The organism is Rhizobium sp. 11_C7_N12_5 (genome assembly GCF_051811145.1).
GTDB classification, from domain to species: domain Bacteria; phylum Pseudomonadota; class Alphaproteobacteria; order Rhizobiales; family Rhizobiaceae; genus Rhizobium; species Rhizobium lusitanum.
On sequence record NZ_JBPWPY010000003.1, the window covers coordinates 1,125,088 to 1,138,901 of the forward strand.

11 protein-coding genes and 1 pseudogene are annotated in these 13,814 nt (G+C 61.6%); 2 read left to right on the forward strand and 10 right to left on the reverse strand.

Annotation, left to right across the window (positions count from 1 at the left end; genetic code table 11):
• Nucleotides 1-31: 31 nt before the first annotated feature.
• Nucleotides 32-382: a MerR family transcriptional regulator gene (locus tag AB8B29_RS34605; RefSeq protein WP_037198173.1), complete on the forward strand. Its 351-nt coding sequence runs from the start codon at nucleotides 32-34 to the stop codon at nucleotides 380-382.
• A 632-nt stretch (nucleotides 383-1,014) separates the two neighbouring features.
• Nucleotides 1,015-1,164, forward strand: a pseudogene (locus AB8B29_RS34610) (hypothetical protein); the annotation flags it as partial.
• Between the two features lie 423 nt (nucleotides 1,165-1,587).
• On the opposite strand, the gene AB8B29_RS34615 reads toward AB8B29_RS34610, so the two are convergent.
• From AB8B29_RS34615 to AB8B29_RS34660, 10 genes are read right to left on the reverse strand one after another with little or no spacing between them, the layout of a single operon-like run.
• Nucleotides 1,588-2,373 carry an SDR family oxidoreductase gene (locus tag AB8B29_RS34615; RefSeq protein ID WP_037198037.1) on the reverse strand — a complete coding sequence of 262 codons (786 nt, stop codon included), beginning with the start codon at nucleotides 2,371-2,373 and terminating at the stop codon, nucleotides 1,588-1,590.
• 54 nt (nucleotides 2,374-2,427) lie between these two features.
• On the reverse strand, nucleotides 2,428-3,201 hold the full coding sequence (locus AB8B29_RS34620) for an SDR family NAD(P)-dependent oxidoreductase (RefSeq protein ID WP_037198032.1): 774 nt from the start codon (nucleotides 3,199-3,201) through the stop codon (nucleotides 2,428-2,430).
• A 9-nt stretch (nucleotides 3,202-3,210) separates the two neighbouring features.
• A complete protein-coding gene (locus AB8B29_RS34625) occupies nucleotides 3,211-4,545 on the reverse strand; it encodes a dihydroorotase (RefSeq protein WP_037198031.1) in 1,335 nt (444 codons plus the stop codon).
• A 20-nt stretch (nucleotides 4,546-4,565) separates the two neighbouring features.
• Entirely contained in the window at nucleotides 4,566-6,368 is a 1,803-nt protein-coding gene (locus AB8B29_RS34630; RefSeq protein WP_342587921.1) for a thiamine pyrophosphate-requiring protein, read from the reverse strand.
• Entirely contained in the window at nucleotides 6,262-7,203 is a 942-nt protein-coding gene (locus AB8B29_RS34635; protein WP_037198030.1) for an allantoinase PuuE, read from the reverse strand. Before AB8B29_RS34635 ends, AB8B29_RS34630 begins: the two co-directional genes overlap by 107 nt.
• Nucleotides 7,203-8,243: an NAD-dependent epimerase/dehydratase family protein gene (locus tag AB8B29_RS34640; protein ID WP_037198029.1), complete on the reverse strand. Its 1,041-nt coding sequence runs from the start codon at nucleotides 8,241-8,243 to the stop codon at nucleotides 7,203-7,205. Before AB8B29_RS34640 ends, AB8B29_RS34635 begins: the two co-directional genes overlap by 1 nt.
• 35 nt (nucleotides 8,244-8,278) lie before the next feature.
• Complete coding sequence (locus AB8B29_RS34645) at nucleotides 8,279-9,052, reverse strand: SDR family NAD(P)-dependent oxidoreductase (RefSeq protein WP_037198028.1); 774 nt, start codon at nucleotides 9,050-9,052, stop codon at nucleotides 8,279-8,281.
• Nucleotides 9,049-10,482, reverse strand: coding sequence for a dihydropyrimidinase (gene hydA, locus AB8B29_RS34650; RefSeq protein WP_439007132.1), 1,434 nt, complete (start codon nucleotides 10,480-10,482; stop codon nucleotides 9,049-9,051). The genes AB8B29_RS34645 and hydA overlap by 4 nt, the downstream gene beginning before the upstream one ends.
• Nucleotides 10,479-11,750: an MFS transporter gene (locus AB8B29_RS34655; protein WP_439007133.1), complete on the reverse strand. Its 1,272-nt coding sequence runs from the start codon at nucleotides 11,748-11,750 to the stop codon at nucleotides 10,479-10,481. The genes hydA and AB8B29_RS34655 overlap by 4 nt, the downstream gene beginning before the upstream one ends.
• Nucleotides 11,747-13,807, reverse strand: a complete 2,061-nt coding sequence (locus AB8B29_RS34660) for a dipeptide ABC transporter ATP-binding protein (protein WP_439007134.1) — start codon at nucleotides 13,805-13,807, stop codon at nucleotides 11,747-11,749. The genes AB8B29_RS34655 and AB8B29_RS34660 overlap by 4 nt, the downstream gene beginning before the upstream one ends.
• Nucleotides 13,808-13,814 lie beyond the last annotated feature (7 nt).

Sequence of the window (13,814 nt, forward strand, 5' to 3'; positions counted from 1 at the left end):
TCAACCTAGGTTTAAGGTCAAGGGCTTTTTTATGCGGATAGGCGATGTCGCGCAGCGATCAGGTCTCTCCACCTCGCGTATCCGCTTTTATGAGCGGCGCGGGCTGATACCCCTCGCGGTAAGAGGCGAAAATGGCTACCGGAACTATAGTTCAGACGTCCTGGAAACACTCAACTTCATCTACCAGGCACAGGATCTTGGCTTCACCCTCGACGAGATCGGAGCGGCCCTGAGTCAGAGGAGTGGGGGGACACCAAACGAGAAGGAAGTGCTCTCGGCACTCCGTGAGAAACTGGCGGCACTCGATCAGCACATCGACGAAGTGGTTCGCCGCAAGCAGCGCATCGTCGCACTTATCGAAAAGTACAAAACTCGTTCCTAGCGCTGCTTTGGCAGTTTAACCGACGATTTACGATGACGGGCCATCCTATGTACTTTCACAGAGGTGCGCGAGATGGCGGAGTTGGATGTTGCACTGGCGGATTGACTGAAGCCGTTCGTTGAGAAGCTTGGCCACAAGAAGCGGCGGCAGATGCACCCGGTGTATATTTCAGGCCGGCCTTGTCACGTTGTTTGAAACGTGGCCGCGTGAGGCTGTGACGGCGGTTTTCAGGCAGACTGAGCACTCACCGCTTTCCACGCGGCCATGGCCTTGCGTCGATGAGTTCGAATTTGTGCTGCGGAGCGGTTAGTCTGGGAAGGGACGAAGAGGTTTCGGACGGCAGAGAAGATCGACAGAAATGTTGCAATGAGCCGACCGACCGGAAACCCTGACAGCACGGGCTACGATTTCGATCGGATAGCGGTGGTTCCTGTAGGTCGGTGCACTCTCAGTCGTGGGCGCGCTGCTACCTCAGTTTCCTTACCGCTCAATCAATGTGACAGCATCGGTATATCTCGTGGCCGAGATTCGGCGAAACTCAAAGAATGGATCGATAATGCCATTCATTCTGACCTCGCCTTCTTAGCCGTTTTGCCCGCGTTCTTCGCCGCGATATCGCGTCCGTGCGTAACGCCATCGACCTGCGCTGGAGCAACGGTCAGGCGCAGGGGCAGATAAACCGCCTGAAGACGATTAAGCGCGCGATGTACGGCAGAGCGGGACCAGAGCTTCTCAGAGCCCGGATGATGCCAATCAAATCGGCCAATCTCCTCACAAAGTGAGGAAGACCCCTTTATTGAAACAACAGCGCTTTGATTTGAACGGTGCCAGATAGCTTCATCGACCGACTAGCTGCTGCACTTATCTTCTACAGCCATCTTGGTCGTTTGAAATACGGAAACGGCATTACTGGCGAAGCGATAGTCATCCGCAAGTGGGATACCGCCAAAAAAAGCGGATTGGAAAATTTGACCAGAGACGCTTGACCATCAAAAGACAAAGAAAGTGATGCAGCCAGCTTTGGGCGCTCAAGGGGCAAGCCAACCCCTTGAACGCAATGTTGGCAAAACCGCAATCATAAAGCTGATTGCGGCTCTGATGAGACTCGAAGGTCAAGCCTATTTGATTTCATATGCATTTCAGTTGTACTCATGGTTCTCCATGGAGAGGTCGCGTACGTTGTCTTTGAACGCCTAGCGACAAAGTCATATGCTCGCGATCAGCCCACCATCCACCCGTATGACGCTGCCAGTGATGTAGGAAGCGCGTTTGCTTGCGAGAAACGTAACGACGTCACCATATTCCTGCGGGTCTCCATATCGGCCCAGCGGAATGGACCCCGTACTTTGTGCCGATACCTCTTCGACCGTACGCCCCTCACGCTTGGCTTTTTGCTCGTCAAGAAAGGTGATGCGACCCGTGGCAATACGTCCGGGAAGAACGATATTCGAGGTGATGCCGGCGCGACCGACCTCCTGCGCGAGTGTCTTCGACCAGCCGAGAAGCGCGGTGCGCAGCGTATTCGACATGCCCAAATTGGCGATAGGGGCGATCACGCCTGACGATGTCGAGGTAATCACCCTGCCCCATCCTGACGCTTTCATACTGGGAAGAACTCGGTCGGTTATGGCGATGACCGGCAATACCATCGATTGGAAGAAGCGTTGCCAGGCGTCTGCGTCCTGGCCGCTCACCGGTGTCGGCGGCGGGCCTCCAGTGTTATTGATCAGCACATCGACGGTACCAAATGCCTCCTCGACAGCCTTGAGACGCGCATCGATCACTGAGAGATCGGCTATATCCCACTCCAGTGTCAACGCCTTGCCGTCGGCTGACGCGATCGCATCGGTGGTGGCCTGTGCGGCCTCCCGGTTGATATCCGCGACGGCAACCCGCGCACCCTCGCCGGCAAGCGTTCGGGCGATCGCACCGCCAAGGCCGCCCCCAGCCCCGAAGACCAGCGCCGTCTTCCCGTTCAAACCCATATCCATTGTCATGCTCCCTTCATTCTCCGGCAAACGGCCGGCTTTCGTTGTCTTTACCGATCAGCCGGCCATCCAGCCGCCGTCGACCATCAGGTTGACGCCGGTGATGTAGCTGGCCATGTCGCTCGCCAGGAAAAGTGCGGCCCCGGCGACGTCGCGCGGCACGCCGAGGCGCGGCCAAGGGGTCCGGCTCCTTGAATAATCAAGGGCGTCGGGATCGTTCGCCACGCCCGGTTTGCCGGTGATGATCTTGCCCGGCGCGATCGCATTGCAGACGACAAGATCATCGGCATGATCCACGGCAATCTGGCGGGTCATCTGCACGATCGCACCCTTGCCCACGCCATAGGGAAAATCCCCGGGGCAGGCGATCATGCCGTGTTGAGAAGAGATGTTGATGATGCGGCCGCGCGCATCGCTGACTGGTTCCTGTGTCAGGAACTGCTGCACCGCGCGCTTGCAGCAGTAGAAGTAGCCCGTGACATTCACGCCCATCACCTGCTGCCATTGCTGGGGTGTCGTTTCGAGAAGATTGGTCGATGTGTAGATCGCCGCATTGTTGACCATGACGTCCAGCCGGCCGAAATGCTCCACCGTCTCGCCAACCAGCATGTCGACCGCTTCCCAGCTCGATATGTCGGTCTGGGCGAAAAAGGCCCTGCCCCCGCCATCGCGGATGAGCGAGAGTGTCGTGTCACCCCCCTCGATTGGCGTTTCCCTCGTATCGGCGATCACGACCGCGGCCCCCTCGGCGGCAAAACGCAATGCTATTGCGCGACCAAGACCCGAACTTGCGCCGGTCACCACGGCGACCTTCCTGTCAAGCATGGACATGATGCCTCCCTATATTTCTCTCTGGATGACGCGGCCTGACGCAGCGGCCGTGATCGCTCCATTGCGAACGATCTCCCTGCCTCGCAAAAAGACGCGGGTCAGTGTTGCGGGCGCCTGCCATCCGTCGAACGGCGTGTAGGCGGCGCGCGAAGCCTGCTCCACATTGCTGATGACGCTCGGCCGCCGCTGATCGACCACCAGTATATCGGCATCGCGCCCTGGCGCGATCGCGCCCTTGGACCTGTCGAGCCCGAAGCGCCGCGCGGGATTGCGCGCGCACATGCGGACGAGATCAGGCAGGCCTATCACCTTTTCTTCGACCAGGATCAGCATTGTCTGAAGCAGGGTCTGCAAACCGGGCATGCCGCCGGGTATGTCGGCAAAGGCAGGATAGGTCATCGCCTTTTCAGCGGGGCTATGCGGCGCATGATCCGTGGCGACAATGTCGATCAGTCCGTCCGAAAGTGCAGCCCGCAGCGCCGCCACGTCGCGCGCCCCGCGAAGAGGTGGAGACCCTTTGAGCTTCGCGCCGGCAGTCCGATAATCCTCCGCATTGAAGAAGAGATTTTGCGGCGTGGTCTCGACGGTAGCATCGGCCAACTCACGCAATCGACGCCACGTGGAAATGCCGAGAACCGAATTGATCTGCCGGACATGAATACACGAACCGGTTTCCGCAGCGGCCAATATGGCACGGGCCACTCCGCCGGCTTCGGCAAGCGGTGGACGGCTGTCGAGGAATGCCGCGATATCGCCCGCGGGATGACTGATGGCGCTGCCCTCGAGGATTGACTGATCGCCGGGTGAAATGCCGATCACCGTGTCACATCCGGCCAGGCGCCGCATTGTGTTGGCGACATCGTCCATGGTCTGGAAGCGAAACGCCCCAGGAACATCGGCCGTGAAAAGCTCCAGCGAGACGGGTCGCAGCGACAGCAATTTTTCGGCAAGACCCAGGTCTCGGGCAAGGACAGCCTGGAAGCCGACATCCACATGGATGCGACCACGCGCCATTGCCATCTTGTCGGCAAGCTGGTCGGCGGTGGCGGTCCAAGGCTCATCGGTCGGCATATCCAGCACCGCGGTGACGCCGCCGAGCGCCGCCGCCCGGGTGCCACTTTCGAAATCCTCCTTGTGGGTCAGGCCAGGTTCGCGGAGATGGACATGCGCGTCGACCAGCCCGGGCAACAGATGGCAGCCGGCCACATCGATAACGACGCGCGCTTGAGGCGCGTCGCCGGGGCCAAGAAGCGCGGCAATATGTTCGCCGATTATGGCGACATCAACCCTCGCCTCGCCATCGGCATTGACGACGGTGCCGCCCGATATGATCATGTCGAACATGCCGTTCTCCATACACGCAATCAGGAGAGCCCCGGCAGGCGCGGCTCTTCATGCGTCACGACCTCGACCAGCGCAGCCTGCCCATGACCGACCTTTTCGATGGCGCGAAGCAGGGCTGGACGCAGCTTTGCCGGCGACGTGACGCATTCGCCATAACCGCCGAGCGCCTCCGCTATCGGCGCGTACCCGCCCGACATTCGGTTCGCGCCGTATTTCCCGGTTGCAATCGGCATGCTTGCGGCATAGCCGCCAAGGACATTGTTGCGCATCACGACGGTCAGGATCGGCAGACTGCAGCGGATCGCCGTCTCGAAGTCTATGCCGACCATGCCGAACGCCGCCTCGCCCATCAGATTGACGACCGTCGCTTCCGGGCGTGCCAACTTGGCACCCAGCGCGAAGCCGAGACCGCTGCCGAGCTGGGTTGTCTTGCCCCAACCGATATAACTGCCCGGCACTGACGCCTCATAGAAAGGACTGAGCTGGTCGCGCGGATTGCCCGCATCATGGGTCACGATCGTCTTTGCCGGATCGACCGCTCGCATGATCTCCCAGACCACGCGATAGGGCGAGATCGGCTCGCTGTCCGCCGTCAGGAATGGCACCCAGCGTTCCATGAAAGCCGTTCGGATCGAGCGTATCTCACCGGCGATATCGCCACAATCCGTGGCAGTCAGCCCCTCAGTTCTAACGTGGGCGATCATCTGCATAAGCGCGGCACGAACGTCGCTGACGACCCCCTGAGCAATGGGATAGTCCTTTCCGAGATCGCCCTCGTCGATGGTGACCTGCAGCACAACCTTGTCCCTGGCGATCGGCAGGATGTAGTGGGAACGCGTCAGGCTTGTCCCAAGCGCCAGCACGACATCCGCCTTGTCCATGAAGTGATCGATCGTAGCGGGCCGCGCCCGTCCGGCGGTTCCAAGTGCCAGCGGATGGTTCTCGGGGAAACCGCTCTTGCCGTTCGGCGTCGTCATGACAGGGATTCGCAGCAACTCGGCAAATTCAACGAGCTCTTGTGAGGCCGAACCGGCCAGCACGCCCTGACCGGCGAAGATCACGGGGCTCTTCGCCGCCAGCAATGTATTCACCAGCTCGGCAATTTCACCGGCATCCGCCTGCGGCACGCTGCGGCGTGGCCTCTGATAGAGATTAAGGGAAGGATCAAGCTTCTCGGCAAGAAGGTCGACCGGCAGTTCCAGAAGCACGGGAGCAGGACGACCATTACGGACACGGGTGATTGCGGAATGCATCAATTTTGGCAGATGCTCGACGCGGCTCGCCGCCTCGCACCATTTCGTAATGTGGCGGAAATTTCGGCTGGCCTCGAAATTTGGTGCCACCGCCTCAGAACCGCGGGGATAGCCGGTCGGCAGGAAAAGAATTGGCGCACGATCATTATAGGCCTGAGCGATGCCACCGAAGGCACTTTCGGCACCGGGGCCATATTGTACGGTGACGACTGCGAGTTCCCGACCTGCCGTGGTGCGCGCGTAACCTTCGGCAATATTCACTGCGACCCGCGGCGTTCTGGTGATAACAGGCGGAATGTCGAGATGGGCCGACGCATCGAAGAGTTCGCTGTTTGGAAAGCCGATGATCTGCTTCACGCCCTCCTGCTTGAGGATGGAAGCGACGACCTCCGCGCCGTTCATTTCCTTCATGACCTGTTTTTCCTCCCGTTTCCCCACCGGCACGACGTCCTTCCCATTCCCGTCACGCATCGCGATTGAAGGTCTCGTGGTTGTCGAGCCAGTGGCGGGCAATATCTTCCCGGCGCATGAATGCAGCACCCGGTGTCTTCTGGACATGTTCGATGACATCGCGCAGGCCGGAGGCACGGTTTGGCTGCCCCATCCAGCGAGCATGGACGCCGATCGTCAGCATGCGCCCGCCTGTCTCCTCCGCTTCTGAAATCATGTAATCGATTGCGGAGCGGCAATCCTCTGCGAAATCGCGTGGATTGCTGTAGCCCGGAGCAATCAGATATCGGCTGTCGTTCAGCGTCTTGGAATAGGGGACCACGAGAAGTCGTGTGCCATCATGATCGATGAAATAGGGAAGATCGTCGTTGCAGGGGTCGGAATAGTAGAGGAAGCCGCCCTCCTTCACGATCAGATCGCGGGTGTTGACGCTCGGGAAGGATCGACAATTCCAGCCCAGCGGCCGCCGGCCGGTCAACTTCCGATAGAGCGCAATCGCGTCGTGCAGTTGGCGTTCTTCATCCGCGCGCTCGACCGTCGAATATTCGCTCCAGCGCAGACCGTGGCCGAGCAAGTCGTGGCCGCGGGCATTCATCCACTCGACGACGGCAGGATTCTTCTCCAGCGCAACGGCACAGGCGGACACGGTGATCGGAATGCCAGTACGATCAAAGAGGCGCGCCAAGCGCCAGACGCCGGCGCGGCTGCCATATTCGAAATGAGTCTCGGTGCCCAGATCGCGGACCGGCGGGCTGTTTGGAATATTGTATTCGCCCCAATTGTCGTTGCGGCCGTCCTCCAGCCAGGAATATTCCGCGCCTTCCTCGTAGTTCAGCACCAGGTTGATCGCGAGCTTGACGCCATCGGGCCAACTCATGAAGGGTGGCCTCGGGCCATAGCCGACGAAATCGCGTTCCTGGCGTTCCGTGTTTTCCAGTTTGGCTAGTGCGGACATCACTTCTTCTCCTCGGACACGCCTTCGTTGGCGATGATCCAGTCCATGTAATCGTGGAAGGCTTCCTTGCCGGCGCGCGGGCGCCAATCGGTGTCGCGCTCGATGCGGGCAAGGTCATATTCTCCCCACATCCCGTCCTTCAGCGTCGCATCCTGGATGACATTGGCGGTCTCGTGTGGGCTGACCTCGACCTGCAGAGTTGGCACGCGCTCTCTCGCCCATTCAACGATGTCGCCTGTCGTCGAGATGCGTCCGCTGCCGATATTATAATGGCGATAACGAAGGCGCGGCGCCTTCAGCAATGCGATGACGGCATTGGCGACGTCGACGGAGTGGATATAGTCGCCGACCGATTCCAGGCTGTTTGGCCGGACCACCTCGCCTGCCAGCGCCATATGTGCCACCTTGTTCGGGACATGGCGGAAATTGCGGCTCTCGGTCGCGCGGTCCATGGTGCCATAAACCGAGGCCAGGCGAACACTGAGCGACGACATGCCGAAGAGATCTGCATAGCGATTGACCACCATCTCCGAGGCGAATTTGGAGATGCCGTAAAGTGTCAGCGGTGCGACATAGCCGTCCTCCGGTAATGGCTCGCCGGCCCAATCCGGCCCGTGATGACGATAGACCGAACCGGAGCTGACATAGATGAAGCGCTTGACCGAGGGGCGGCTGCGCGCCCAATCCAGCATGTGGACCGTGCCCATCAGATTGACGTCGACGATCTTCGCCGGCTCCTCGGCTTCCGGCTGACGCTTGGCTTCGGCAGCGCTGCCGCGGGAGATCGGCGTGATCGTCGCGCCATGCACAATGACACTAATGTCGTGCGCATCGAGCGCAGCCGACCATTGCGAGGGGTCGCAGATGTCAGCTATGATGACCGATAGCCGATCGCGCACAGGCGCGAAATAGCGCTCTGCCATGGCATCGAGACCGGAGCGATCGAGGATGACGGCGCGGGCGGCGGGATCACGATCCAGCCAGGTCCGTGCCACGACACTCATGACGAAGCCTGTGCCGCCGGTAACGAGAAGGGTCATTTCAAAATCCTATCCAGATCGTTGCAATCAATGGTTCAACGCACCGCATAGCCGCCGTCGACGAGCAGGTCGGTACCGGTCACGAAGGAGGCGTCGGCAGAAAGAAGAAAGGCCGTCGCCGCCGCGATCTCGTCCGGCTTGGCGATCCGGCCAAGCAGATGCGCTGGGCCGAGCTGCCGGTTGGCTGCCTCGAGATCCGGCCAGCGCTGGAGCAACCGGGATGTTGCCACCGCGCCCGGCGAAAGACTGTTCACACGGATGCCATCATCCGCGTGATCGATCGCCATGGCCTTGGCGAGATGGACAAGACCGGCCTTGGCTGCGCAATAGGCCACCGCCTTGCCCGTCGCCACATGCGCGAACTGCGAAGCGACAAGCACCACCGAGCCACCGCCGGCCTCAACCATCAGCGGCAAAGCGAACTTGGCGGTCAAGAAAGCCCCCGTAAGGCTGACATCGAGTTCGCGGCGCCATTGCTCCTCGCTGAGATCGACCACCGTACCATCCAGCGACGGTGCCGCGGCATTGTGGACCAGGCCATCAAGCCGCCCGAACCGATCCCGCACCCTGCCGAGCGCATGCTCCATCGAGCGACCGTCGGTCACATCGCAACCGACGGCGATGGCGCTTGATCCGAGTTCTGCGGCCAGCAGGTTAATGAGGCCTTCCGTATGATCGGCACAGACCACGCTGGCGCCTTCGGCGACACAGCGCCGTGCAATCGCTACTCCGATGCCGCTTGCCGCACCCGTGATCATGACGATCCGGCCGGCCAACCTCGACAGCGATGGATCGGACGCGGTCGTCATGATGCCAGCACCGAGGAAAGGCCTTGTTTCGGCGGGAAGGGTCGCAGGCGCGGAATGAACTGGCCGCGACCGGGCCGAGACAGAACCTCTCCGTCATTCCAGACAAGCTCGCCGCGCGAGATCGTCATGACCGGCCAGCCACGCACCGTCTGCCCCGCGTAGGGCGTGTGGTCGGTGGCGTGATGCAGCATGTCGTTGTGGATGGTGACGGTGCGGTCCGGATCCCAGATAGCGATGTCGGCATCCGATCCGACCGCGATCAGGCCCTTGCGCGGATATAGGCCGAAGAGCCTTGCCGGAGCTGCGGAGGTCAGCTCGACGAACTTCTGCAGCGACATGCGCCCGCCATTTACGCCGGCCGAAAAGAGGAGCGCCAACCGCGTCTCGATGCCGGGAATGCCGTTCGGAATACGGTTGAACGGCGTGCCCGGCCCACCGGCGATCTTGTCCGCATAGTTCCACGGCGAATGATCGGACGAAAAGACCTCGAGCGTGCCGTCGAGAATGCCGCGCCAGATATCCGGCTGGTTCGACTTGTCGCGCGGCGGCGGCGTGCATACGCATTTCGAGCCCGAGAGATCATGCGTGTCGATGTCTTCGGCCGAAAGGAAGAGATATTGCGGGCAGGTCTCGGCGTAGATCGGCAGTCCCCGCGCCTTGGCGCGGCGGATCTCCTCGACCGCGCCGCCGGCCGCCACGTGGCTGACGAGGATCGGCGTTTCAATCAGCTCCGACAGGCTGATGGCGCGATAGGTGGCCTCGCGATCGCCAATCGCGGAATGGGCCTTCTCGTGGTAACGCAGCTGCGTCTTTCGGGCGGCGATGAATTTTTCCGTCAGCCAGCGGATGCAGGCGTCGTTTTCCGCATGCACCATCACCATGGCGCCGTGCGATCGGGCGACATCAAGGACGTTCAGCACCTCGTAGTCGTCGAGCTTCAGCCCGTCATAGGTGAGGTAGATCTTCATCGAGGTGCAGCCCTCGGCGATCAGAGACGGGATTTCGTCGCGCAGAACCTCCGGAGAGGGATCGCCGACGATCAGATGGATGCCGTAGTCGATATGCGCTTTCGGCCGCGCGCGCTCGTGATAGTCCGCCACGATGTCCCGAAGGGACTGGCCGCGCATCTGCATGGCGAAGGGAACGACGGTGGTCGTACCGCCGCATAGGGCGGATAGCGTTCCGGTATTGAAGTCGTCTGCCGTCGCCTTGCCTTCCCAGGGCTGCTGGTCCATGTGGCAGTGGCTATCGACCCCGCCAGGCAGCACGAGCCGCCCTTCGGCCGAAATCTCCTGCCGGCCTTCCGCCAGGCCTATGCCGATGGCGGCAAATTTCCCGTCGCGGATTCCGATGTCGGTCTGAATGGTCTCGGTCGGGAGAACCACCTGTCCACCGCGAATGACGAGATCGAAGGAAGTGACTTTGGTCATTGTTTCACTCCGGAAGCCAGGCAATCGGGTGCCGCATCCGCCATTTGCGGTTCGCTCTTGCGCCGCAGGTTGAAACATGCGCCTACCGACACCAGCGCGGCGCCGCTGCCGAGCATGATGAAGAGCGCATAGGGCGCCACGTAATCCATGAGGCCGGCGGCGACGCCCGGCGTCATGACATTGCCGATCGAATACAGCAGCAGGAGGCCGCCCGACGCCGACACCATATGCCGGCTATCGATCTGCGAATTGGCGAAGGCGATGCCGACGGGATAAATGGTCAAGGCGGTCGCGCCGTAGAGGAAGAAGAGCACGAAGAGCACCGGCACATGGGTGTCGGCGAGCATGATGATGCCGCCGCAGAGCGCTGCGGCAAGCACGCCCTGGACGAGAAGCATCCAGCGGCGATCGAGCCGGTCGGACAACCAGCCCACCGGCGTCTGGGCAAGCATGCCGCCCATACTGAAGGCCGTCACCAGGCCGACCGTGGTGGCAGCGGGAAGCGCGATCTTGGCGCCGTATAGCGGCGTCAGCGCGAAGACGTTCATATTCGTCATGCCGGCCTGAAAGACGGCGATGATGGTGACGGGTGCCAGAATGACGAGCTTCCATAGGCCATACCGCTGATCTGCGGCCGACACATCGACCTGCAGTGGCTGGACAGTGCGAACCGGGAGTGCCGGCCACGGGCGCCCCGCGAACCGGCAGTAAAGGGTGCCGGCCGTGATCGTCAGAGCCCCCATTAGGAAGAGATATGGCGAATGCGGACCTGCCGCCTCGACCATCAGCTGGCCGAAGAGCACGGCGAGCGAGGTCATCATCATGTAGAGCGAGAAATAGGCGCCGCGATTGCTCTGGTCTGCGTAGAGGTTGATCCAGCTCTCCGAGACGACGAACAGCACGGCCATGGCAAAGCCGTTGAGAAGACGCAGCACAAGCCAGACGGGGGTGGCCATCGTTGCCATGTAGCCGAAGCCGGTGAAAGCGGCAAGGAAACTGACAAACAGAAAGGTACCGCGGTGCCCGGCGCGGGCGACCAGAAAACGCGCCGCCAGGCAGCCGGCAAGAAAACCGACGGGAAACCCGGTCAGGAGAAGCTGCACGACGCCGGGATCAATACCCGGCAGGCTGAGACTGAGCGAAACCGAAGTCGTCAGCAGGCTATTTCCCGTGCCGATGACGCAGATCGCCACCATGACAGGCACGAGCGCACGGAAGCGCGCCGCCTTCTTCCAGAAGCTCGCCGCGATGGAGGTCTCGGGACTCATTCGTTCCCCCCTGTCGCCAAGACGTAAATCGGCAGCTCGGCGCGCAGCCGTTCTTCCTCGATATGGCAGGCGATCTGATGCGTCTCCGACATCTGCCGGATCGGCGGCGCGACGGTGTCGCAGATGGCGCCGACCTTTCGGTGACAGCGGGTTGCGAAACGACAGCCGGCCGGCACGTTGACCGGGCTCGGCGTTTCGCCGGTCAGTCGGATTCGTTCGCGCGGCGCTTCGTCGAGATTGGGGCTGCGGATCGCCGAAATCAGCGCTTCGGTATAGGGATGCGTGCCGCGACCGAACACCTCCTCGACCGTACCCTGCTCCATGACCTTGCCGAGGTACATCACGACGACCTTGTCGGCGACATGCCTGACCAGTGCCAGGTCGTGGCTGATGAAGAGCATGGTGGTGTGCTTCTCCTTCTGGATATCGAGAAGGAGCGTCACGACCGCCGCCTGCACGGAGACATCGAGTGCGGATACCGGTTCGTCGGCGACGATGAGCGACGGATTGGCAGCAAAGGCGCGGGCGATCGCGATGCGCTGCTTCTGGCCGCCCGAGAGCTGGTTCGGCTTCCTATCGGCAACCGTCGGCGAGAGCCGCACCATCTCCAGGAGTTCGCGGACCCGCTCCTCGATAGCGGCCTTGCCCTTGCGGATGCCGAACTTCTTGATCGAACGGCGGATGGAAAAGGCTGCCGAGTGCGACGGGTTGAGCGTGCTGTCGGGATTCTGGAAGATCATCTGGATCGATTGCAGCATGTTGCGCGGCCGCTGCCGCGCCTGCAGCTCGGCGATATTTTCGCCTGCCATGCGGATCGATCCCGACGTGGCGCTGTCGAGCCCTGTGACGATGCGGGCCAGGGTCGACTTCCCGCAGCCGGATTCGCCGACCAGGGCGACGATCTCGGCCTTGCGCGCGCCGAAGGAGACGGCCTCGTTGGCCTTGACGGTCTTGTCGGCGCCAATCCTGTAGAGCTTCGTGACATCGGAGAGCGCGATTGCCTCTTCCTTCGGCACGACCTGGGCGCGTTCAACGGGGAGGCTTCGGATCGACCGTTCCATTTCCGGCCAACGGGCGCAGCGCACCAGATGGTCGGCACCTGCCTCGGTCAGCGCAAGGCCGGGGTTGTCGCAAAGGCCGGCGGTAAATCCGGCACAGCGCGGCGCGAAGAAACAGCCTACCGGCCGCTCCTGCGGCAGAGGGATATGGCCGGGGATCGCGGCCAGCGCGCGGCTGTGCTTGCCGCTGCCGATATCGGGAATGCAGTCGATCAACCCCTGCGTATAGGGGTGGCGCGGCCGGCGGAAGAGATCGCCGGTCGTGCCCTCCTCCACCATCTCGCCGGAATACATAATGCCGACACGGTCGCAGGTTTCGGCGATCAGGCCGAGATTGTGCGAGATGAAGAGCAGGCTGGTGGAGTAACGGCGGCGGAGCTCGCCGATCAGGTCGATGACCGCAGCTTCGACCGTAACGTCGAGACCCGTCGTCGGCTCGTCGAGCAGCAGCAGCGAGGGCCGCGCCAAAAGTGCCATGGCAATGACGACGCGCTGCTGCTGGCCGCCCGACAGCTGATGCGGATACCGCTTCAGCATGTCGCCGGCATCGGGCAGGCGAACGTCGTCGAGCATGGCCGCAGCCATTTCCATCGCTTCGGCCTTCGTCGATCCGAGATGCAGCAGCGGTACTTCGGCCAGTTGCGACCCGATCGTCTTGACCGGGTTGAGCGCGCTCATCGGATCCTGATATACCATGGCGATGCGCCGGCCGCGGATCGCGCGCAGCTCCCTTTCCCTGGCGCCGACGAGTTCCTTGCCATCGAAGCGGATGCTGCCACCCGCGATCACGCCGGTATTGCCGAGATAGCCCATGATCGCCATGGCCGTTGTGCTCTTGCCGCAGCCGGATTCCCCGACGAGGCCGTAGCTCTCACCCGAGCGAACGCTGATGGATAGCTTCGGCACCGCAACGACTGTCTCGCTCTTGCCGCGAAACTCGATCCTGAGATCCCTGATATCGAGCAACGGTTCTAGCTCGGAGTTTGGAGCATCGGACATTGCGGCC

Coding starts and splice junctions, on each gene's coding strand:
- AB8B29_RS34605 (WP_037198173.1), top strand. CDS start 32: ATGCGGATAGGCGATGTCGCGCAGCGATCAGGTCTCTCCACCTCGCGT.
- AB8B29_RS34615 (WP_037198037.1), bottom strand. CDS start 2,373: ATGGATATGGGTTTGAACGGGAAGACGGCGCTGGTCTTCGGGGCTGGG.
- AB8B29_RS34620 (WP_037198032.1), bottom strand. CDS start 3,201: ATGTCCATGCTTGACAGGAAGGTCGCCGTGGTGACCGGCGCAAGTTCG.
- AB8B29_RS34625 (WP_037198031.1), bottom strand. CDS start 4,545: ATGTTCGACATGATCATATCGGGCGGCACCGTCGTCAATGCCGATGGC.
- AB8B29_RS34630 (WP_342587921.1), bottom strand. CDS start 6,368: ATGTCATCGAACATGTCCAGAAGACACCGGGTGCTGCATTCATGCGCC.
- AB8B29_RS34635 (WP_037198030.1), bottom strand. CDS start 7,203: ATGTCCGCACTAGCCAAACTGGAAAACACGGAACGCCAGGAACGCGAT.
- AB8B29_RS34640 (WP_037198029.1), bottom strand. CDS start 8,243: ATGACCCTTCTCGTTACCGGCGGCACAGGCTTCGTCATGAGTGTCGTG.
- AB8B29_RS34645 (WP_037198028.1), bottom strand. CDS start 9,052: ATGACGACCGCGTCCGATCCATCGCTGTCGAGGTTGGCCGGCCGGATC.
- hydA (WP_439007132.1), bottom strand. CDS start 10,482: ATGACCAAAGTCACTTCCTTCGATCTCGTCATTCGCGGTGGACAGGTG.
- AB8B29_RS34655 (WP_439007133.1), bottom strand. CDS start 11,750: ATGAGTCCCGAGACCTCCATCGCGGCGAGCTTCTGGAAGAAGGCGGCG.
- AB8B29_RS34660 (WP_439007134.1), bottom strand. CDS start 13,807: ATGTCCGATGCTCCAAACTCCGAGCTAGAACCGTTGCTCGATATCAGG.